This window comes from Pseudoduganella namucuonensis, assembly GCF_900116645.1.
In the GTDB taxonomy this organism is placed as follows: domain Bacteria; phylum Pseudomonadota; class Gammaproteobacteria; order Burkholderiales; family Burkholderiaceae_D; genus Rugamonas; species Rugamonas namucuonensis.
In genome coordinates this window covers 77,526-96,194 of record NZ_FPBO01000013.1, presented here as the reverse complement: position 1 = coordinate 96,194, position 18,669 = coordinate 77,526, and the positions used below count along the sequence as shown (strand labels likewise).

Sequence of the window (18,669 nt, the reverse complement as noted above, 5' to 3'; positions counted from 1 at the left end):
AGACCGCCATGATCAAGCTGACCGTCCTGCCGCTGCTGCTGTCGCTGAGCGCCTGCACCACGCCCTACCATCCGCCGCGATTCATGGAGGCCGACGCGCGGTTTCCGGGGCTGATCGATTTCGTGCGCGAGGCGCCCGCGCGCACGGTGGACGTGATGCTGGTGCACGGCATGTGCACGCACGACGCGCGCTGGGCGGCGGACACGGTGCGGACGCTGGCCACCGCGCTGGCCGCGAACACCGCGCCGGCCCCCGCGCGCGCGGCCGAAACGGGGACGGGGATCGAGATCATCCCCGCCACGGTGCGCACACCTCAGGGCGAGATCCGCTTCCAGTCCCTGATCTGGTCCCCGCTCACGACGCCGCTGAAAACGCAGCTGTGCTACGACCAGACCGACAAGTCGCCGATCTGCCAGGGCTCCGAGCCCTTCCAGCCGCGGCGCGCCAGCCTCAACGCGCGGCTGAAGGACCTGCTGCTGGACGACTGCCTGGCCGACGCGATGATCTACCAGGGCGCGGCGCGCGGCGAGATCCAGCGGCAGATGCGCGAGGCGATCCTGCGCGCGACGGCGCAAACTGAACAATCCGCGCAATCCGGGCCACCGGCCCCGCTGGTGGTGATCTCGGAAAGCCTGGGCAGCAAGATCCTGTTCGACACCCTGAACGACATGCTGGACGAACCGGCCGCCAGCCACGCGGCGGCCGCCGCGCAGCGGACGGTGGACCGGCTGGGCTACCTGAACATGGCGGCCAACCAGATCCCCACCCTGGCGCTGGCGGACCAGCGCCTGCCCAGCCCGGGCGCGCTCGCCGTGACGGCGCACGACAGCCTGCAGCGCCTGCTGCTACGGCGGCGCGGCCCGGCGCTCCGGGCGGCCGGCCTCGCGCGCCTGACGGTGGTGGCCTACACCGATCCCAACGACCTGCTGTCGTACACGCTGGAGCGCGAGCGCTACGCCCGCAAGGACGTGGAGGTGTTCAACGTGCTGGTGTCCAACGCCGGCACCTGGTTCGGCGCCTTCGAGCGGCCGGACCTGGCGCACCTGCGCTACCTGGAAAACCCGGACGTGGCGGGCCTGATCGGCTGCGGCCAGCCGCGCAGCGCGGCGTGCCGATAAAAAACCGGGGTCAGACCACGATTTCCGGGCAATGTTTCCGAAAAACGTGGTCTGACCCCGGTTTTGAGCCCGGCGCGTGCCGGTTTCGCACAAGCTATCGGGGCTTATTTGCCGCCGCGGCCCGCGTTGATGAGGAAGTTCTGCATCGTCGCCTCGGCCACGGAGGCCCACTGGTTCTGGTCCTGGCGGAAGCGCTTCCACGGTTCGTAGATCTTGGCGAACTTGGCGTTCTTGGCCGCTTCCTCGTTCATCACGTCGGTGGCCGCCTTGTAGCAGGCGTCCATCATGTCCTTCGGGAAGTTGCGCAGCTTGACGCCGCTCTTCAGCAGGCGCGCCAGCGCGGCCGGGTTGCGGAAGTCGTACTCGGCCTGCATCACCACGTGCGCCTCGTAGGACGCGCATTCGATCGCGGCCTGGTATTCCTTGGGCAGCTTTTCCCATTCCTTGATGTTCACGTAGAACGAGAACGAGGCGCCCGCCTCCCACCAGCCCGGCGCGTAGTAGAACGGCGCCACCTTGTGAAAGCCCAGCTTCTCGTCGTCGTAGGGGCCCACCCATTCCGCCGCGTCGATGGTGCCCTTTTCCAGCGCCGGGTAGATGTCGCCGCCGGCCAGCTGCTGCGGCACCAGGCCCAGGCGCTCGAGCACCCTGCCGGCGAAGCCGCCGACGCGCATCTTGGTGCCCTTCAGGTCGGCCACGGATTTGACTTCCTTGCGGAACCAGCCGCCCATCTGGGTACCGGAGTTGCCGCCCAGGAAGTTGATGATGCCGTAGCCCTTGAAGAATTCGCGGGTCAGTTCGCGCCCGCCGCCCTGGTCGTACCAGGCGGTGTGCTGGCGCGAGGTCAAGCCGAAGGGCACCGCGCAGTCGAAGGCGAAGGTGGCGTCCTTGCCGAAGTAGTAGTAGGAGGCGCTGTGGCCGCACTCGACGGTGCCGGCCTGCACCGCGTCCATCACCTGCAGGCCGGGGACGATCTCGCCGCCCGCGAAGGAGCGGATGTTGAATTTGCCGCCGGTGAGCTGGGAAACGCGTTTGGTGAAGGTGTCCGCCGCACCGAAGATGGTATCCAGCGATTTCGGGAAACTGGACGCCAGGCGCCAGTTGATGGTCGGTTGGGACTGCGCCAGCGCGGGCGCGGCGATCGCGCCCACAGAGGCGCCTACAGCAGCCTTCGTCAGAAAGGAACGACGTTCCATGCTTTTGTCTCCTGGTAGGTGGTGTTATGCCGGAGACAGTGTATGGAAACAACTACAAGCTTGCAACGAAAATATGATGCCGCCGTGCAGCATATGCACAGCGGCTTATACCGCGGGCGCTCAGCCGCCGGCGACGACCATTTTTTCGATCAGGATGGAGCCGGTCTGCTTGGTGCCGCGCACCAGCACGTCCGAGCCGATGCCGACGATCTGCTGGAACATGTCCTTCATGTTGCCGGCGATGGTGATCTCCTCCACCGGGTACTGGATCACGCCGTTCTCGACCCAGTAGCCGGACGCGCCGCGCGAGTAGTCGCCCGTCACGTAGTTGGTGCCCTGGCCCATCAGTTCGGTGACCAGCAGGCCGGTGCCCATCTTGCGCAGCATGGCCTCGAAATCGTCCGACTTCTTGGTGCGGGACGAGGTCATGGACAGGTTGTGCGAGCCGCCGGCGTTGCCGGTGGTTTTCATGCCCAGCTTGCGCGCCGAGTAGGTGGACAGGAAATAGCCCTGCACCTCGCCGTTCTTGACCACGTCGCGGCGCTCGGTGCGCACGCCCTCCTCGTCGAACGGGGCGGAGCCGACCGCGCCGACCACGTGCGGGTCTTCCTTGATCTGGATGTGGGACGGGAACACCCGCTTGCCCAGGCTGTCGAGCAGGAAGGTGGATTTGCGGTACAGCGCGCCGCCGGACGTGGCTTGCACGAAGGCGCCCAGCAGGCCGGCCGCCAGCGGCGCCTCGAACAGCACCGGGCAGGTGCGGGTGTCCAGCTTGCGCGCGTTCAGGCGGGCCAGCGCGCGCTCGGCGGCGTAACGGCCGATGGCTTCCGGCTGCGCCATCCTGGCGGCGTCGCGCACGGAGCTGTACCAGTCGTCGCGCTGCATCTTGGCGCCCTTGCCGGCGATCGGCGCCACCGACAGCGTGTGGCGCGAATACGGGTAGCCGCCGATGAAGCCGCGCGAGTTGGCCGCCACGAAGTGCGATTGCTGCACGTGCACACCGGCGCCCTCGCTGTTGGTGATGCGCGGGTCGACCGCGAAGGCGGCCGCCTCGGCGCGTTGCGCCAGCACCACGGCCTCCTCGGTGCTGATGTGCCAGGGGTAGAACAGCTTCAGGTCGCGCGGATTCAGTTCCAGCTGGTCCTCGTCGGGCAGGCCGGCGCAGTCGTCGTCGGCCGTGAAGTTGGCGATGTTGTAGGCCGCGTCCACAGTGGCGCGCAGCGAGGCGGCGGAGAAGTCGGAGGTGCTGGCGTTGCCGCGCTTCTGGCCGATGAACACCGTCACGCCCAGGCCCTTGTCCTTGTTCTGCTCGATGGTCTCGATCTTGCTCTTGCGGACCGACACCGACAGGCCGAATCCCTCGCTGATCTCCACCGCGGAGTCGGTGCCGCCCTTCTCCTTCGCGTACGCCAGAACGTCGCGCGCCAGCTGTTTTAATTGGTCCTGACTGTGGGTGAAGACGGAGTCGCTCATGTGGTGTTTTCTTCGGGTGGCCGGTAAAACAGTTATCATAGCAGTCGTTTACTGTTTTTACAGGCCGGGTTCGCACCTGGCCCCCTCTTATCATGCCAAATCCAAACCGGGGCGCCTGCGGGTTCCAATCGTCCGAATTCGAACAGGAATACGAGCGCCCCTCCAAAACCGAACTCAAACGCCAGTCCGACGCGCTGCAACAGCTGGGCGCCGACCTGGTGGAAGCGCCGCGCGACCGCGTCAAGCGGGTGCCGATGCCCGAGGATGTGCTGGAAGCCATTCTGACTTGCCAATCGATCACCAATCACGAAGGCCGCCGCCGCGCGATGCAGTTCGTGGGCAAGAAGATGCGCACCCTGGACGAGGAGGAGGTCGCCGTCATCCAGCGCGCCATCGAGGGCTGGAAAGGCGCCTCCAAGGCCGACACCGCCGCCATGCACGCGCTGGAGCGCCGCCGCGACAAGCTGCTGGCCGACGACAACGCGCTGACCACGCTGCTGTCGGAAAACCCGGAACTGGACGTGCAGCACCTGCGCACCCTGATCCGCAACGCCCGCAAGGAACAGGCCGAGAACAAGCCGCCCAAGGCCTACCGCGAGATCTTCCAGATCCTCAAGCAGATCGACGCCAAGCACCGCAAGGCCAAGGCGGCCGCCGACGGCGAAGAGCTGGAAGACGAGGACAGCGAACAAGATGACGAGTGACGTTTTGGTGGTTGGCCTGGTGTCGGTCTCCGACCGCGCCAGCGGCGGCGTCTACCAGGACCAGGGCATTCCCGCGCTGGAGGACTGGCTGAAGTCCGCGCTGACCACGCCCTTCCGCGTCGAGACGCGATTGATCCCCGACGAGCGCGCGCAAATCGAGGCCACGCTGGTGGAACTGGTGGACGGCGCGCGCTGCCACCTGGTGCTGACCACCGGCGGCACCGGCCCGTCGCGCCGCGACGTGACGCCGGAGGCCACGCTGGCCATCGCCACCAAGGAAATGCCGGGCTTCGGCGAGCAGATGCGCCAGATCAGCCTCGCTTTCGTGCCGACCGCCATCCTGTCGCGCCAGACCGCCGTGATCCGCGAAACGCCCGACCACGCCGCCCTGGTGATGAACCTGCCCGGCCAGCCCAAGGCCATCAAGGAAACCCTGGAAGGCCTGAGGGACGCCGACGGCAAGCAGCTGGTGGGCGGCATCTTCGCCGCCGTGCCCTACTGCGTGGACCTGATCGGCGGCCCGTACATGGAAACCAATCCGGCGGTGTGCAAGGCGTTCCGGCCCAAATCGGCCCTGAAGCCCGCCCCCGCCAACTGAGGAAAGCCTTATGACCGCACTGCTGGAAAACATTGAAATCGAATCGGGCGCCAATCCCACCGTGTCCATCATCTGGATGCACGGCCTGGGCGCCGACGGCAACGACTTCGTGCCCATGGTGAACGAGCTGGACCTGAGCGGCCTGCCCGCCATCCGCTTCATCTTCCCGCACGCGAACACCATGCCGGTGACCATCAACAACGGCTACGTGATGCGCGCCTGGTACGACATCATCCACACCGACCTGGGCCGCCAGGAGGACGAGAAGGGCCTGCGCGCCTCGCAGCTGCAGGTGGAGGCGCTGATCGCCCGTGAAAAGGCGCGCGGGATTCCGGCCGGGCGCATCATCGTGGCGGGCTTCTCGCAGGGCTGCGCGATGACCTTGCAGGCCGGCCTGCGCCATCCCGAGAAGCTGGCGGGGCTGATGTGCCTGTCCGGCTACGTGCCGCTGGCGAACGTGGTGGCGGCCGAGCGCAGCGAGGCGAGCCTGCAAACGCCGATCTTCATGGTGCACGGCCGCATGGACCCGGTGATCCCGGTGGCCCGCGCCGAGGCCTCGCGCGACCTGCTGAAGTCGCTGGGCTACGACGTGGAGTGGCACGACTACTACATGCAGCACTCGCTGTGCCAGGAAGAGGTCGAGCACATCGGCGCCTGGCTGAAACGCGTGCTGGCGTAAAACCGGGGACAGACCACGTTTTCGAGGAAATATTTCTCGAAAAACGTGGACTCGGCGCCCCCGTCTGTCCCCGTTTTTTTAGATCATCTTGTCCGGGGTGATCGGCAAATCGCGGAAGCGTTTGCCGGTCGCGTGGTAGACGGCGTTGGCCACGGCCGCCGCCACGCCGGTGATCCCTATCTCCCCTATGCCCTTGGCGCCCAGCGCGTTGATGTGCGGGTCGTGCTCGTCCACCACCGTGATGTCGATCGCGCCCACGTCCGCGTTCACGGGCACGTGGTAGTCCGCCAGGTTGGCGTTGACCGCCCTCCCCGTGCGCCAGTCCATCTCCGTCTTTTCCGTCAGCGCCATGCCCAGACCCCAGACGATGCCGCCCATCAGCTGGCTGTGCCCCGTCTTGGCGTTCATCAGCCGTCCCACGCCATAGGCTCCCACCACGCGCGGCACGCGTATCGTGCCCAGGTCCGGGTCCACGTGCACCTCCACGAAGACGGCGCCGAAGGAGTGCATGGAGTACTGCTTGCGCTCGTCGCCCGGGGCGGCCTGGCTGTCGGCGTGCACCGCCTCGCCGCCGTGGCGGGCGATGACCGCCGCCACCGGCTCGCGCGTGTCCGGCGCGCCGCGCCGCAGCAGCCAGCCGTTTTCCACCGTCACGTCGTCGGCGCGGTGCAGCGGCGAGGCCGGATCGGCGACCGCCATGGCCACCAGCGCGTCGCGCGCGGTCCTGGCCGCGGCGTGCACGGCGGGGCCGACGCTGGCCACCGTCATCGAGCCGCCCGACACCGGCGCCTGCGGCATCGCGGTGTCGCCCAGCTCGAACCTCACCCGGTCCACCGGCAGGCCCAGGGCCTCGGCCGCGATCTGCGTCATCACCGTGTAGGTGCCGGTGCCCAGCTCGTGCGAGCCGCTGCGCACCACGGCCGTGCCGTCCGCCAGGATGGTCGCGGAGGCCCTCGCGGGCTGGCGGTTGGCGGGATAGGTGGCCGTCGCCATGCCCCAGCCCACCAGCGCGCGGCCGGCGCGCATCGACCCGGGCGCCGGCGAGCGCCTGGCCCAGCCGAAGCGCTCCGCGCCGACCCGGTAGCATTCGCGCAGCGACTTGCTGGACCAGGGCAGGTCCTTTTCGGGGTCCCGCTCGGCGTAGTTCCGCAGCCGCAGCCGCACCGGGTCCATCCCCAGCGCGTAGGCCAGTTCGTCCAGCGCGGACTCCAGCGCGAAGCTGCCGCTGGCCTCCCCCGGCGCGCGCATATAGGTCGGCACGCCCAGGTTCATGGTGGCCAGGCGCTGCGTGGTGCGCAGGCTGTCGCTGGCGTACAGGATGCGGGTGGCCGCGCCGCATGGCTCGGTGAAGTCGTCCAGGAAGGAGGTGTGCGAGATGGTGTCGTGCGTGACGGCGGCCAGCTTGCCGTCGGCCGCCGCGCCCAGGCCCAGGTGCTGCTCCGTCATGGGCCGCGCGCCGACCGGGCCGTACATCTGCGTGCGCTCCAGCGCCAGCTTGACCGGGCATCCCGCCTCCCTGGCCGCCATCGCGGCCAGCACCACGTGCGACCATGTGTTGCCCTTGCAGCCGAAGCCGCCGCCCACGTAGGGGCAGATCACGCGCACATTTTCCGGCGCGATGCCCAGCCTCGCCGCCACCGTCTTGCGCACGCCGGAGACGTTCTGCGTGGAGTCGTACAGCGTCAGCGTGTCGCCCTCCCAGGCCGCGATGGTGGCGTGCGGCTCCATCGGGTTGTGGTTCTCGATGGGCGTGGTGTAGAGCGCGTCCACCTTCACGGCGGCGCGCGCCATGGCGCCGGGCACGTTGCCGCGGCTGGTGTCCGCCGGGCGCTCCGGCCGCGACGCCGGCTTGCGCCCCTCCAGCCTGGCCAGCTTGTAGTCCAGCAGCGCCTTCTGCGGCGCGTAGCGCACCTTGACGCGGCGGGCCGCGTCCTGCGCGTGCTCCAGCGTGTCGGCCACCACCACGGCGATGGGCTGGCCGTTGTAGAACACCTCGTCGTCCTGCAGCAGGCTCAGTTTGGGACCGGGCGGCTGCCCGTCCTGGGCGGGCGGCCTGGGCGCCGGCAGGTCGGGCGCGTTCTTGTGCGTCATCACCAGCAGCACGCCGCGCATGGCCTCGGCCGCGCGGGCGTCGATGGAGGCGATCCGGCCCTTGGCGATGGCGCTCTGCACGATCACGGCGTGCGCGGCGCGCGGCACCGGGTGCTCGGCCGAGAAGCGCGCCGCGCCGGTGACTTTGAGGCGGCCGTCGCTGCGGTCCATGCCGGTGCCGAGTATGCCCGTGCGTGCGCTCATGCCGTTCCCCCCGCCGATTCCGCCGATTCCGCCGCCTCGCGCACCGCGCGCACGATGGCGCGCTGCGCCAGTTCGATCTTGAACTGGTTGTCCCGGTAGCCGTTGGCGCCGGCCAGCATGCGCGCCGCGGCCTGCCGGCTGACCTCGTCGCTCGGCGGCACGCCCTGCAGCATCGCCTCCGCCTCCGGCACGCGCCACGGCTTGTGCGCCACGCCGCCCAGCGCCACGCGGGCCTGGCGGACCACGCGGCCCTCCATGCGCAGCAGCACCGCCACCGACACCAGCGCGAAGGCGTAGCTGGCGCGGTCGCGCACCTTCAGGTAGTGGTGGCGGTCGTGCCGCGGCGCGGGCAGCTCGACGGCGACGATCAACTCGCCCGGCCGGAGCGCCGTGTCCTGCTGCGGCGTGGCGCCGGGCAGGCGGTGGAAGTCGGCGATGGGGACGCGGCGCGGATTGTCCGCCCCCGCGTCGCCGCCGGCCACCAGCACCACGGCCTCCAGCGCGGCCAGGGCCACGCTCATGTCGGACGGGTTGACGGCGATGCAGGCGTCGCTGGCGCCCAGGATGGCGTGGATGCGGTTGTAGCCCTCCCTGGCCGCGCAGCCGGAGCCGGGCATGCGCTTGTTGCACTTGTCGAAGGCGGTGTCGGTGAAGTAGGGGCAGCGGGTGCGCTGCAGCAGGTTGCCGCCGGTGGTGGCCATGTTGCGCAGCTGCGGCGAGGCGCCGGACAGCAGCGCCCGCGTCAGCAGCGGATAGCGCTCGCGTATCAGCGCGTGGTTGGCGGTGTCGCTGTTGCGCACGGTGGCGCCCAGGCGCATGGTGCCGTCGGGCTGCTCGAAGATCTGGTCCAGGCCCGCGCGGCCGATGTCCACCAGCCGCATCGGCCGTTCGACGCCGCCCTTCATCAGGTCCAGCAGGTTGGTGCCGCCGGCGATGTAGCGCGCGCCGGGCTGGCGGCCCAGCTGCAGGGCGTGGCGCAGGTCCCTGGCGCGCTCGTAATAGATCGATTCCATGGCGGTCCCGCTCAGGTCTTGACGATGGCGACGCTGCGGATCGCGGCCACGATGTTGGGATAGGCGCCGCAGCGGCACAGGTTGCCGCTCATGCGTTCGCGGATCTCGTCGTCGGTCCAGGCGCTGACGGCCCGGCGCACGTCCGGCGTCACCGCGCTGGCCTCGCCCGCCCGCACCTCGGCCAGCAGCGCGGTGGCCGAGCAGATCTGGCCCGGCGTGCAATAGCCGCACTGGAAGGCGTCGTGCTCGATGAAGGCGGCCTGCAGCGGCGACAGCTCGCCCTCCATGGCCAGGCCCTCGATGGTGAGCACCTCGTCGCCCTCGTGCATCACGGCCAGCGACAGGCAGGCATTGACGCGGCGGCCGTTCACCAGCACGGTGCAGGCGCCGCACTGGCCGCGGTCGCAGCCTTTCTTGGTGCCGGTCATGCCCAGCGATTCGCGCAGCGCGTCCAGCAGCGTCACGCGCGGCTCCAGCGACAGGCTGTGCTCCTTGCCGTTGATGTTCAGCCGCACCGGCCGGCGCGGCGCCAGCGGCGTGGCGGCCGCCGTGTCGCGCGGCGCGGCCGGCGCCGCCGGCGCCCGCGCGGCGGCCGCCGCGGCCAGCGCCGATTGCAGGAAGCCGCGCCGCGTCAGCGCCGGTCCGGCCTCGGGCAACGGGTCCGGAGCGGGCCGGCCTTCATCGGTGTCATCCATCTCGCCTCCATAGGGATGCGGACGATTATCCGGGCGGGGGCGCGTCCATCTGTACGCTGCCACACATAGCGGCGTTGATATCGGGCAATGGGGCGGCCGCCGACGGCGGCGCGGCCGACTGCGCCGCGTTCATCACCATGGCCAGGAAGGTGTAGTAGCCGTTCAAGCCCATCAGGTCCACCACGCCCTGCTCGCCGAAGCGGGCCAGCGCGGCCTGGTAGGTCGGCTCGGCCACCCGCTTGGCGCGGTGCAGCTCGACGCAGAAGTCGTGCACCAGCGCCTCGTCGTCCGGCATGGCGCCGGGCCGGCGGCCGGCGGCGATGGCGGCGATGGTGTCCGGCGCAACGCCCTCCGCCTCGGCGATCGGCGCGTGGATGGCCCACTCCACCTGCTGGTCCCACTGCCGCGCCGTGACCAGGATGGCCAGTTCCGACAGGCGCAGGCCGATGGCGCTGCGGTAGCGCAGGTATTCGCCCATGCGCTGGGCGCACTCCATCAATTCCGGGCTGCGGATCAGCGGCACGAACGGCCCGTACAGCGCGCCGCGCGGGCCGTCGATGATGGCCTGGGCGGCGACCCGTTGCGCCTGCGTGAGCCGCTCCGGCGGTATCGGCGGCAGCCGGTCTATGGCGGTAGGCTTGCCTGGCATGGACTTCCCTCGTTGTTGTAGGAATGAAAATATTCGCACAGGATTGGCGAAAAATCAAAAACCGCCGGTGCCCCGGGGTCTATCGTGCCCTTTCCGACAATCAACACGAGGGACGCCATGACCTACATCATCCACCGCAACCTGCGCCAGACGCCTCCCGTCGCCGTCGGCAGCCACGGCATGACCATCGTCGACAGCCGCGGCCGCACCTACCTGGACGCCAGCGGCGGCGCGGCCGTCTCCTCGCTGGGCCACAGCCACCGCGACGTGCTGGAGGCGATGCACCAGCAGATCGACAGGCTGGCCTACGCCCACACCTCCTTCTTCACCACCGACGTGGCGGAGGAACTGGCGGCGCGCATGGCCTACGACGCGCCGGGCGACCTGGATCACGTGTACCTGGTGTCGGGCGGCTCGGAGGCGATCGAGACGGCGCTGAAGATGGCGCGCCAGTACTTCGTCGAGGCGGGCGAGACGCAGCGCAGCGTGTTCATCGCGCGCCGCCAGAGCTACCACGGCAACACGCTGGGCGCGCTGGCGCTGGGCGGCAACGAGTTCCGCCGCAAGCCCTTCGCGCCGCTGCTGATGGACGTCAAGCGGGTGTCGGCCTGCTACGAATACCGCGACCGCGGCCAGGGGCAGACGCTGGGCGACTACACCGCCACGCTGGCGGCGGAGCTGGACGCCGCGATCGTCGCGGCCGGCCCCGAGAACGTGATCGGCTTCTGCGCCGAGACCGTGGTGGGCGCCACCGGCGGCGCGATCCCGGCCACGCCGGGCTACTTCAAGGCGGTGCGCGAAGTGTGCGACCGCCACGGCGTGCTGCTGATCGCCGACGAGGTGATGTGCGGCATGGGCCGCACCGGCACCCTGTACGCCTTCGAGCAGGAGAACATCCTGCCGGACATCGTCGCCCTGGGCAAGGGGCTGGGCGCCGGCTACCAGCCGATCGGCGCGGTGGTCGCGCGCAACCACGTGGTGCAGCGCATGCGCGGCGGCAGCGGCGTGTTCCAGCACGGCCACACCTACGTCGGCCATCCGGTGGCGGCGGCGGCGGCGCTGGCGGTGCAGCGCGTGATACAGCGCGACTGCCTGTTGGGCGCCGTGACCGTGCGCGGCGCGGCCCTGCGCCGCATGCTGCGCGACGCCTTCGGCGACCATCCGCACGTGGGCGACATCCGCGGCCGCGGCCTGTTCTGGGCGCTGGAGCTGGTGAAGGACCGCGACAGCAAGGAGCCCTTCGCGCCGGAGCTGAAACTGCACGCGGCGGTGAAGGCGCAGGCCATGGCCTGCGGGCTGATGGTGTACCCGATGGGCGGCACCATCGACGGCGAAAGGGGCGACCACGTGCTGCTGGCGCCGCCGTTCATCGCCACCGAGGACGACCTGGGGGAGATCGTGGCGCGGCTCGGGGACGCGCTGGCGCGCGCCCTGGCATGACACGGCCCCGCTCAATACTGCTGGAAGGAGATCACATCCTGCTGCTGCTCGCCCAAACCCGCGATCCCGAGGCGCATGAAGTCGCCCTTCTTCAGGAAGCGCTTCGGCTTGCGCGCGTTGCCCACGCCGGGCGGCGTGCCGGTGGCGATCACGTCGCCCGGCTCCAGCGTCATGAACCGCGACAGGTAGCTGACGATTTGCGGCACCGAGAAGATCATGTCCTCGGTGCTGCCGGTCTGCATGCGCTTGCCGTTCACCTCCAGGTACAGGTCCAGCCGGTCCGGCCGGTACACCTCGTCGCGCGTGACCAGCCACGGGCCCACCGGGCCGTAGGTGTCGCAGCCCTTGCCCTTGTCCCACTGGCCGCCGCGCTCGAGCTGGTACTCGCGCTCGGTCACGTCGTTCACCACGCAGTAGCCGGCGATGTGCTTCTCGGCCTCCTCCACGGAGACGTGGCGCGCGCGGGTGCCGATGACGACGCCCAGCTCCACTTCCCAGTCGGTCTTCCGCGAGCCCTTGGCCAGCATCACCGGATCGTCCGCGCCGGACAGGCTGGTGACGGCCTTCATGAACACGATGGGTTCCTTCGGCACCGGCAAGTCCATCTCGCGCGCGTGCTCGTGGTAGTTCAGGCCGATGCCGATGAACTTGCCCACCCTGGCCACCGGCACGCCCATGCGGGGATTGCCGCGCACCGCCGGCAGCGAGGCTGGCTCGATCCTGGACAGCTTGCGCAGCGCCTTGTCCGACAGCTGCTCGGGGCCGATGTCGTCGATCACGCCGGACAGGTCGCGCAGCTTGCCCTCATCATCAATCAGGCCGGGTTTCTCTTTGCCGGGACGGCCATAACGAACCAGTTTCATATTCTTCCTTCGAGATTAACGCCGCCATTTTACCGGATGGCGCGGGCGTGCCCGAATCGCGCCGCCTTCGCGTCCAGCGGCGCCAGCAGAACACGGCCAGTCCGGGCAGCTGCAGCAGCACCAGCAAGCCGAACGCGGTCTGGTAGGCGATGGCCGGATGGTGCCGCGTCAGGTCCGGCGACCACAATCCCACCACCAGGCCGAAGCCCGCCTGCACCGCGAAGGCGGCCAGGAAGATGAACAGGTTCAAGCAGGTCGAGGCGCGCCCCGTCAGCGCCGGCGGCATGGCCTGCGCGACGATGGCGTACTCGATGCCGGTGATGGTGCCCACCAGCGTGAACAGCACCGACAGCAGCTGGTAGCTGGGCCGCCAGTTCAGCACGAAGCCGCACTGGATGGCGATGAACAGCGCGATGCCCGCGGCGGCCACCGTCAACGGCGCGATGCCGCGCCGCGCCGCCCACTCGGTGATCATGCCCACCGAGATGGCGCCGAAAATCACGCCGGCCATGCCCAGGTACAGCAGCCAGGCGATGGCCTGCTCGGGGAAGCGCGCCACGTCGGCCAGCCAGCGCGCGATCCACAGGCCCTGGATGCCGAAGAACACCGCGTGCGGCAGCAGCACCAGGCCGGCCGTTTCGCGAAAGGCGGGGTGGCCGCAGATCTCGCCCAGCATGCGGCGCGTGAAGGGCTTGGGCGGCGCGGCCGGCGGCGTGGGCGCGAGCAGGTAGATCAGCAGCGCGACGATGGCGCAGCCGCCCGCCAGCAGGATGAACAGCCAGCGCCAGTCCGTGTACTGCAGCGCCAGGCGCACCGGCAGCGTGGAGCTGGCCGCGCCCAGGCCGCCGACGGCGATCAGGTAGCCCTGCACCGAGGGCAGCTTGGCCGGCGAGATCCAGGTCGAGATGGCCTTGACGGCGGCCATGAAGCAGCCCGCCAGCCCCACCCCCATCACCGCGCGGGCCACCATCAGCTGGGTGAACTCGCGGCTGCCGGCGAAGGCCATGGTGCCGATGGCGGCCACCATCAGCATGGCGAACTGCACGCGGCGCGGGCCGAAGCGGTCCAGCGCCATGCCGATCGGCAGCTGCACCAGGGCGAAGGTGAGGAAGCAGGCGCTGGTCAACAGGCCGAGCTGGCCCGGCGTCAGCGCCAGTTCGGTCAGCAGTTGCGGCGCCAGCACCGCGTTGATGTTGCGCAGCAGGCTGGAAAGGAAGTGGCCCAGCGCGAACGGCATGAACACCAGGCAGAACATGGCCAGGCCGGACAGGGTGCCCGGTTCGCGCACGCGGCCGATCACGGCCGGCACGCCGTACTCCAGCCAGGACCGCGCCGGCGCCCCGGCGGGGCGGCCGGCCGCTGGAACCGGCCCGCCCTGCGCGGCGGCGCGGTCCCGGCCGTTCGTGGTGGCGGCGCGCGCGCCGCCCGGAAAATCGGCATGTGCCATGGGGCGCTCCTTCTCATGCGGCGTTGCTCGCGGCGAGGGCTGGCTCCTCGGTGCGCGCGGCGGGTGTCGGGGCGTGCGCCGTGGCCAGGTGGATCACCTTGCGCGGCATGGGCTCGTCCTCCTCGAAGAAGAACCGCTCCTTGCCGAAGGCGGGCACCAGGTGGTCCAGCCAGGTGGCGTCCGGATCGAACTTGGCGTAGAAGGGCCGGCGCACCCAGTCCGGGTTGCGCGCCTGCAGGAACTGCAGCGCGAACACCTTCTCGCCGCCGATGTGGGCCACGCCGTCGATCGCCACCTTGCCCGGGAAGGCGCTCATCGACGGCCCGCGCACGGTGCGCGACAGGCCGGACACCATCTGGTAGGCCTGCTGGAAGATCTCGTGCGCGCGTGCCAGCGGCAGCGCGAAGTACTCGCGCGGCCCGGTGTCGCGCTCGACGAACATGTAGTAAGGGATCGCGCCCAGCCGCACGCCGGTGGTCCACAGCTCGGCCCAGCTTTTCGGGTCCTCGTTGATGTGGCGGATCAGCGGGCCCTGCATGCGCAGCGTGGCGCCGGTGCCGACGATGCGCTTGACGGCCTTTTGCGCGATCTCCTGGCGCAGCTCCACCGCGTGGTTGTAGTGCCCCATGATGGCCATGTTCTTGCCCGACGCGACCACCCGCTCGAACAGCCGCAGCAGGTCGTCGGCGTCCTTGTCGCTGACGAAGCGCTGCGGCCAGTACGCCACCGACTTGGTGCCGATGCGGATGTTCTGGATGTGCGCCAGCTCCGGCGCCAGCAGCGGCTCGATGAACTCGGCCAGCGAGCGGGTGTTCATGATCAGCGGGTCGCCGCCGGTGATCAGCACGTCCGTCACCTCCGGATGCGTGCGCAGGTAGGACACCAGCTGCGTGGTCTCGCGCGCGTCGAACTTCATGTCGTCCATGCCCACGAACTGCGGCCAGCGGAAGCAGAAGGTGCAATAGGCGTGGCAGGTCTGGCCGGCGCTGGGGAAGAACAGCACGGTTTCCTTGTACTTGTGCTGCAGGCCCTTGAGCGGCGCGTCGTTCACCCGCGGCACGTTGTGCGTCATCTGCCCGGCCGGGTGCGGGTTCATGCGCATGCGGATGCCGTGCACGTACTGCGCGATGGCCCGCTCGTCCTTTTGCACCAGCACCAGGTCGCGCAGGTGGGCGTACTCCTGCGGCGGCAGCATGTCGCGGTGCGGGAACACCAGGCGGTAGATCGGATCGTCGGGGATGTTGTTCCAGTCGATCAGCCGGTCCAGCACGTACTCGTTGGTGCGGAAGGGCAGCACGTGCGACACCACCTGCACGGCCTCGCGCAACTCCTCGTCCATCCATTCCCACTGGCGGGCCTGCTTGATGGTCTGGCGTGTGTAGGGCTTGAACTTCTCGGGCGCTGTGTCGGACATCGCGGTTCTCCTGTGGGTTGGGTGCGTCGGGAACTTCATCGTAGGCGGCGCACACCCGGTCGAATTGCCCAATATCAATATCCATATGGAAATAAGGTCCATGCCTTGATGCAAGTTAGTGCCGCATCTCAACTTTGCGTTTGCGCAATTTTTCAGCAAGGCAAGCGGCGTACATTAGCCATGCGCCAACCAACCCAAAGGAGTGGATATGAAACCCGTTACGACCCGCATATTGACCGGCACCCTGCTGTGCCTCGCCACGGCCTACGCGGCCGCCAGCGCCGAGCCGACCGAGAAGGACGCGATCGCCATGGCCGAGCGCGGCGCCGCCTACATGAAGGCGCACGGCAAGGAGGAGATGATGAAGAAGATCACGGCCAAGGACCCGGACTTCGTCCAGGGCTCGCTGTACGTGGACATGCGCGACCTGCAGACCGGCATCGTGCTGGCGCATCCGATCAACCCCTCCATCGTCGGCAAGGACCTCACCGACGTGCCCGACGCCAGCGGCAAGAAGTACCGGCGCGAGATCATCGAGCTGGCCGCCAAGAAGGGCAAGGGCTGGGTCGACTACATGTACAAGAACCCCACCAGCGGCAAGATCGAGCCCAAGACCACCTACATCCTGCGGGTGGGCGACGTGGTGCTGGAAGCCGGCATCTACAAAAAGTAGCCACCGCCCCGGGAGCGCATCATGCTGAACAGACTACGTATCGGCCCCAAACTGCTGCTGGCGCCCGGCCTCGTGCTGGTGCTGCTGGCGGCGGTGTCCGCCAGCGCTTACTACGGCATGGTGCGCCAGAACGCATCGATGGAGAACCTGGTGCGGGTGCGCGCCGCCCGCCTGCAGGCCACCGCCAACGTGACGGCCGACGCGCGCCACGCGCACGCCAACATCTATCAGTTGCTGGCCTGGGTCAACGGCAGCTTCGCGCAGTCGCGGCTCGACGCGCTGAGCGCGCAGATCCGCACGCGCCACGCCGGCGTGGGACAGCAGTTGGACGAGCTGGCCAAGCTGGCCGGGCCGTCCGAACGCCCGATCCTGGACGCCGGCGCGCAGGCGCTGGCGGGCTACCGCAAGGCGGTGCTGGAGACCATGGAACTGGCGCAGGTGGACCAGTCCATCGCCACCAATTCCATGCAAAAGGCCGAGGCGCAGTTCGTGCGCCTGAACGAGGAGCTGGGCAAGCTGGCGGCCACCGAAAAGGCGCTCGGCGAAGAGGCCCACGCGCGGGCGCAGGCCGAGTTCCAGGCGCTGGGACGGACCATGGCCTCGCTGGTGCTGCTGTCCATCGTGGTGTCGCTGCTGGCGACGATGCGCGTGCGCGCGGCGCTGCTGCGCGACATCCGCGCCATCGCCGACACGGTGCGCGGCATGGCGGCCGGCCGCCTGCTGCGGGGCCGGCCCAACGAGGGCCGCGACGAGATCGCGCAGACGGCGCGCGTGCTGGACCAGACCATCGCCAACCTGAACCAGACGCTGCGCACGATCCTGGGCGCGGTGCATTCCATCGACACCGCCTCGCACGAGATCGCCAGCGGCAACCTGGACCTGTCCACCCGCACCGAGCGCCAGGCCGGCTCGCTGGAGGAGACCGCCAGCGCGATGCAGGACCTGACCCGGGCCGTGCGCCAGAACGCCGACAACGCGCGCCTGGCCTGCGAGCTGTCGGCCAACGCCAGCAGCCTGGCTGGCCAGGGCGGCGCGTCGGTGGCGCAGGCGGTGGCCAGCATGGAATCGATCCGTTCCAGCTCGCGCAAGATCGTCGAGATCATCGGCGTGATCGACGGCATTTCCTTCCAGACCAACATCCTCGCGCTGAACGCGGCGGTGGAGGCGGCGCGCGCGGGCGAGTCCGGCCGCGGCTTCGCCGTGGTGGCGGCGGAGGTGCGCACGCTGGCGCAGCGCTCGGCGGCGGCGGCCAAGGAGATCAAGGGGCTGATCTCGGCCTCGGTCGCCACCATCGACAGCGGCAGCGCGTGCGTGAACCAGGCCGGCGGCAGCATGGGCGACATCGTCGCCTCGGTGCGGCGGGTGAACGAGATCATCGAGCGCATCAGCCAGGCCAGCGCCGACCAGGCGCGCGGCATCGCGGAGGTGAACCAGGCGGTCACCCAGATCGACGACGTGACGCAGCAGAACGCCGCGCTGGTGGAACAGGCGGCGGCGGCGGCGGAAAGCCTGCAGGACCAGGCGGAGAACCTGTCGCGGGCGGTGGGCGTCTTCAAGCTCGACGAGGACGCCGGCGCCGGCGGGGAACTACCGGAGCGCCACGCCGCGGCGAGGCCGCCGCGGGTGCTGGGCGACCCTTCCCAGGCCGGCGCGCCAAAACCGCGGGCGAACTTCTGGGGTCAGACCCGGCGGGTCTGACCCCGGCCGCCGCCTCTGGTTTTCAGCGGAACGGCCGGCTCAGGAAACGCGAGCCGGCTTCGCCGAACCGCCATGGCACCTCGACCGCCTTCGAGATGCCGATGCGCGGCCCCGCCACCACCGCCACCTCCACCGCCGGATCGCGCGCCGCCAGCGCGAACGGCGCGCCCGCCAGCGACAGCCCGTTGTGCTCCCGCGTGACCGCCATCGCCTGGCACAGCTTGCCCGGCCCGGAACACAGCATGCGCTCGTCCAGTTGCCCGCGGCGGACCCGCATCGCCTCCAGCCCGCGCAGCGGCTCGATCGCCCGGATCAGCACCCCCGCCCCGTGCCCCTCCTCCTGGCAGACGAAGTTCAAGCACCAGTGGATGCCGTGCGACAGGTACACATAGGCGTGCGCGGGCGGCCCGAACATGGCGGCGTTGCGCGCGCTCGGTCCGCCGTAGGTGTGCGAGGCGGGATCGTCGCGGTCGTAGGCCTCCACTTCCACGATGCGCCCGCCGGCGCCGTTCACCAGCACGGTGGTGCCTATCAATTGAGGAGCCACGACGAAGGACGGCGCGTTGAAGTCGATGCCCGCGAGGACGGTGGTGTTTCGGCTGGTCATGTTGGCAATCATACCGAAGCCATCATTATCGAAGCGCCACTATTCCGATGCGATTTCCACGAATTCGCCACCTTTGTGGGAATTTACCTCGGCTTTTTGCGCCACGG

General features: G+C 69.4%; 17 protein-coding genes. 7 read left to right on the top strand and 10 right to left on the bottom strand.

Going from position 1 to position 18,669, the window contains the following annotated elements; genetic code table 11:
• The first annotated feature begins 8 nt into the window (after nucleotides 1-8).
• On the top strand, nucleotides 9-1,118 hold the full coding sequence (locus BM436_RS15610) for a hypothetical protein (protein WP_093556456.1): 1,110 nt from the start codon (nucleotides 9-11) through the stop codon (nucleotides 1,116-1,118).
• A 104-nt stretch (nucleotides 1,119-1,222) separates the two neighbouring features.
• Here the strand turns inward: BM436_RS15610 and BM436_RS15605 are convergent, their stop codons facing one another.
• Nucleotides 1,223-2,314, bottom strand: a complete 1,092-nt coding sequence (locus BM436_RS15605; protein WP_093556455.1) for a TRAP transporter substrate-binding protein — start codon at nucleotides 2,312-2,314, stop codon at nucleotides 1,223-1,225.
• 120 nt (nucleotides 2,315-2,434) lie between these two features.
• Nucleotides 2,435-3,787: a metalloprotease PmbA gene (pmbA, locus tag BM436_RS15600; protein WP_093556454.1), complete on the bottom strand. Its 1,353-nt coding sequence runs from the start codon at nucleotides 3,785-3,787 to the stop codon at nucleotides 2,435-2,437.
• A gap of 92 nt (nucleotides 3,788-3,879) precedes the next feature.
• On the opposite strand from pmbA, the gene yjgA reads away from it, so the two are divergent.
• Genes yjgA through BM436_RS15585 form a run of 3 tightly spaced genes read left to right on the top strand, consistent with a single transcriptional unit; the run spans nucleotide 3,880 to nucleotide 5,768 of the window.
• Nucleotides 3,880-4,491 (top strand): ribosome biogenesis factor YjgA, encoded by a 612-nt coding sequence (gene yjgA, locus BM436_RS15595; RefSeq protein ID WP_093556453.1) that lies wholly within the window; start codon nucleotides 3,880-3,882, stop codon nucleotides 4,489-4,491.
• Nucleotides 4,481-5,089, top strand: a complete 609-nt coding sequence (gene mog / locus BM436_RS15590; RefSeq protein ID WP_093556452.1) for a molybdopterin adenylyltransferase — start codon at nucleotides 4,481-4,483, stop codon at nucleotides 5,087-5,089. The genes yjgA and mog overlap by 11 nt, the downstream gene beginning before the upstream one ends.
• A 10-nt stretch (nucleotides 5,090-5,099) precedes the next feature.
• On the top strand, nucleotides 5,100-5,768 hold the full coding sequence (locus BM436_RS15585; protein ID WP_093556451.1) for an alpha/beta hydrolase: 669 nt from the start codon (nucleotides 5,100-5,102) through the stop codon (nucleotides 5,766-5,768).
• A gap of 78 nt (nucleotides 5,769-5,846) precedes the next feature.
• Here BM436_RS15585 and BM436_RS15580 read toward each other — a convergent pair whose 3' ends face one another.
• From BM436_RS15580 to BM436_RS15565, 4 genes are read right to left on the bottom strand one after another with little or no spacing between them, the layout of a single operon-like run.
• On the bottom strand, nucleotides 5,847-8,063 hold the full coding sequence (locus BM436_RS15580; RefSeq protein WP_093556450.1) for a xanthine dehydrogenase family protein molybdopterin-binding subunit: 2,217 nt from the start codon (nucleotides 8,061-8,063) through the stop codon (nucleotides 5,847-5,849).
• Nucleotides 8,060-9,076: an FAD binding domain-containing protein gene (locus BM436_RS15575; RefSeq protein ID WP_093556449.1), complete on the bottom strand. Its 1,017-nt coding sequence runs from the start codon at nucleotides 9,074-9,076 to the stop codon at nucleotides 8,060-8,062. Before BM436_RS15575 ends, BM436_RS15580 begins: the two co-directional genes overlap by 4 nt.
• Nucleotides 9,077-9,087: 11 nt before the next feature.
• Nucleotides 9,088-9,771 carry a (2Fe-2S)-binding protein gene (locus BM436_RS15570; protein WP_093556448.1) on the bottom strand — a complete coding sequence of 228 codons (684 nt, stop codon included), beginning with the start codon at nucleotides 9,769-9,771 and terminating at the stop codon, nucleotides 9,088-9,090.
• Between the two features lie 25 nt (nucleotides 9,772-9,796).
• Entirely contained in the window at nucleotides 9,797-10,420 is a 624-nt protein-coding gene (locus BM436_RS15565; protein ID WP_093556447.1) for a carboxymuconolactone decarboxylase family protein, read from the bottom strand.
• 117 nt (nucleotides 10,421-10,537) lie between these two features.
• Between BM436_RS15565 and BM436_RS15560 the strand changes: the two genes are divergently transcribed.
• Entirely contained in the window at nucleotides 10,538-11,860 is a 1,323-nt protein-coding gene (locus BM436_RS15560; RefSeq protein WP_093556446.1) for an aspartate aminotransferase family protein, read from the top strand.
• A gap of 11 nt (nucleotides 11,861-11,871) precedes the next feature.
• Here the strand turns inward: BM436_RS15560 and BM436_RS15555 are convergent, their stop codons facing one another.
• Genes BM436_RS15555 through BM436_RS15545 form a run of 3 tightly spaced genes read right to left on the bottom strand, consistent with a single transcriptional unit; the run spans nucleotide 11,872 to nucleotide 15,584 of the window.
• Complete coding sequence (locus tag BM436_RS15555) at nucleotides 11,872-12,723, bottom strand: fumarylacetoacetate hydrolase family protein (RefSeq protein ID WP_093556445.1); 852 nt, start codon at nucleotides 12,721-12,723, stop codon at nucleotides 11,872-11,874.
• Nucleotides 12,671-14,170: an MFS transporter gene (locus BM436_RS15550; RefSeq protein WP_307665613.1), complete on the bottom strand. Its 1,500-nt coding sequence runs from the start codon at nucleotides 14,168-14,170 to the stop codon at nucleotides 12,671-12,673. Before BM436_RS15550 ends, BM436_RS15555 begins: the two co-directional genes overlap by 53 nt.
• Before the next feature lie 13 nt (nucleotides 14,171-14,183).
• Nucleotides 14,184-15,584, bottom strand: coding sequence for a KamA family radical SAM protein (locus tag BM436_RS15545; protein ID WP_093556444.1), 1,401 nt, complete (start codon nucleotides 15,582-15,584; stop codon nucleotides 14,184-14,186).
• A gap of 208 nt (nucleotides 15,585-15,792) precedes the next feature.
• Between BM436_RS15545 and BM436_RS15540 the strand changes: the two genes are divergently transcribed.
• Complete coding sequence (locus BM436_RS15540; protein ID WP_093556443.1) at nucleotides 15,793-16,257, top strand: cache domain-containing protein; 465 nt, start codon at nucleotides 15,793-15,795, stop codon at nucleotides 16,255-16,257.
• Nucleotides 16,258-16,278: 21 nt separating this feature from the next.
• Entirely contained in the window at nucleotides 16,279-17,955 is a 1,677-nt protein-coding gene (locus BM436_RS15535; protein ID WP_093556442.1) for a methyl-accepting chemotaxis protein, read from the top strand.
• Between the two features lie 22 nt (nucleotides 17,956-17,977).
• Here BM436_RS15535 and BM436_RS15530 read toward each other — a convergent pair whose 3' ends face one another.
• Complete coding sequence (locus BM436_RS15530; RefSeq protein WP_093556515.1) at nucleotides 17,978-18,562, bottom strand: DNA-3-methyladenine glycosylase; 585 nt, start codon at nucleotides 18,560-18,562, stop codon at nucleotides 17,978-17,980.
• Nucleotides 18,563-18,669 lie beyond the last annotated feature (107 nt).

Coding starts and splice junctions, on each gene's coding strand:
- mog (WP_093556452.1), top strand. CDS start 4,481: ATGACGAGTGACGTTTTGGTGGTTGGCCTGGTGTCGGTCTCCGACCGC.
- pmbA (WP_093556454.1), bottom strand. CDS start 3,787: ATGAGCGACTCCGTCTTCACCCACAGTCAGGACCAATTAAAACAGCTG.
- BM436_RS15545 (WP_093556444.1), bottom strand. CDS start 15,584: ATGTCCGACACAGCGCCCGAGAAGTTCAAGCCCTACACACGCCAGACC.
- BM436_RS15535 (WP_093556442.1), top strand. CDS start 16,279: ATGCTGAACAGACTACGTATCGGCCCCAAACTGCTGCTGGCGCCCGGC.
- BM436_RS15570 (WP_093556448.1), bottom strand. CDS start 9,771: ATGGATGACACCGATGAAGGCCGGCCCGCTCCGGACCCGTTGCCCGAG.
- BM436_RS15565 (WP_093556447.1), bottom strand. CDS start 10,420: ATGCCAGGCAAGCCTACCGCCATAGACCGGCTGCCGCCGATACCGCCG.
- BM436_RS15585 (WP_093556451.1), top strand. CDS start 5,100: ATGACCGCACTGCTGGAAAACATTGAAATCGAATCGGGCGCCAATCCC.
- BM436_RS15560 (WP_093556446.1), top strand. CDS start 10,538: ATGACCTACATCATCCACCGCAACCTGCGCCAGACGCCTCCCGTCGCC.
- yjgA (WP_093556453.1), top strand. CDS start 3,880: ATGCCAAATCCAAACCGGGGCGCCTGCGGGTTCCAATCGTCCGAATTC.
- BM436_RS15580 (WP_093556450.1), bottom strand. CDS start 8,063: ATGAGCGCACGCACGGGCATACTCGGCACCGGCATGGACCGCAGCGAC.
- BM436_RS15575 (WP_093556449.1), bottom strand. CDS start 9,076: ATGGAATCGATCTATTACGAGCGCGCCAGGGACCTGCGCCACGCCCTG.
- BM436_RS15540 (WP_093556443.1), top strand. CDS start 15,793: ATGAAACCCGTTACGACCCGCATATTGACCGGCACCCTGCTGTGCCTC.
- BM436_RS15605 (WP_093556455.1), bottom strand. CDS start 2,314: ATGGAACGTCGTTCCTTTCTGACGAAGGCTGCTGTAGGCGCCTCTGTG.
- BM436_RS15550 (WP_307665613.1), bottom strand. CDS start 14,170: ATGGCACATGCCGATTTTCCGGGCGGCGCGCGCGCCGCCACCACGAAC.
- BM436_RS15610 (WP_093556456.1), top strand. CDS start 9: ATGATCAAGCTGACCGTCCTGCCGCTGCTGCTGTCGCTGAGCGCCTGC.
- BM436_RS15530 (WP_093556515.1), bottom strand. CDS start 18,562: ATGACCAGCCGAAACACCACCGTCCTCGCGGGCATCGACTTCAACGCG.
- BM436_RS15555 (WP_093556445.1), bottom strand. CDS start 12,723: ATGAAACTGGTTCGTTATGGCCGTCCCGGCAAAGAGAAACCCGGCCTG.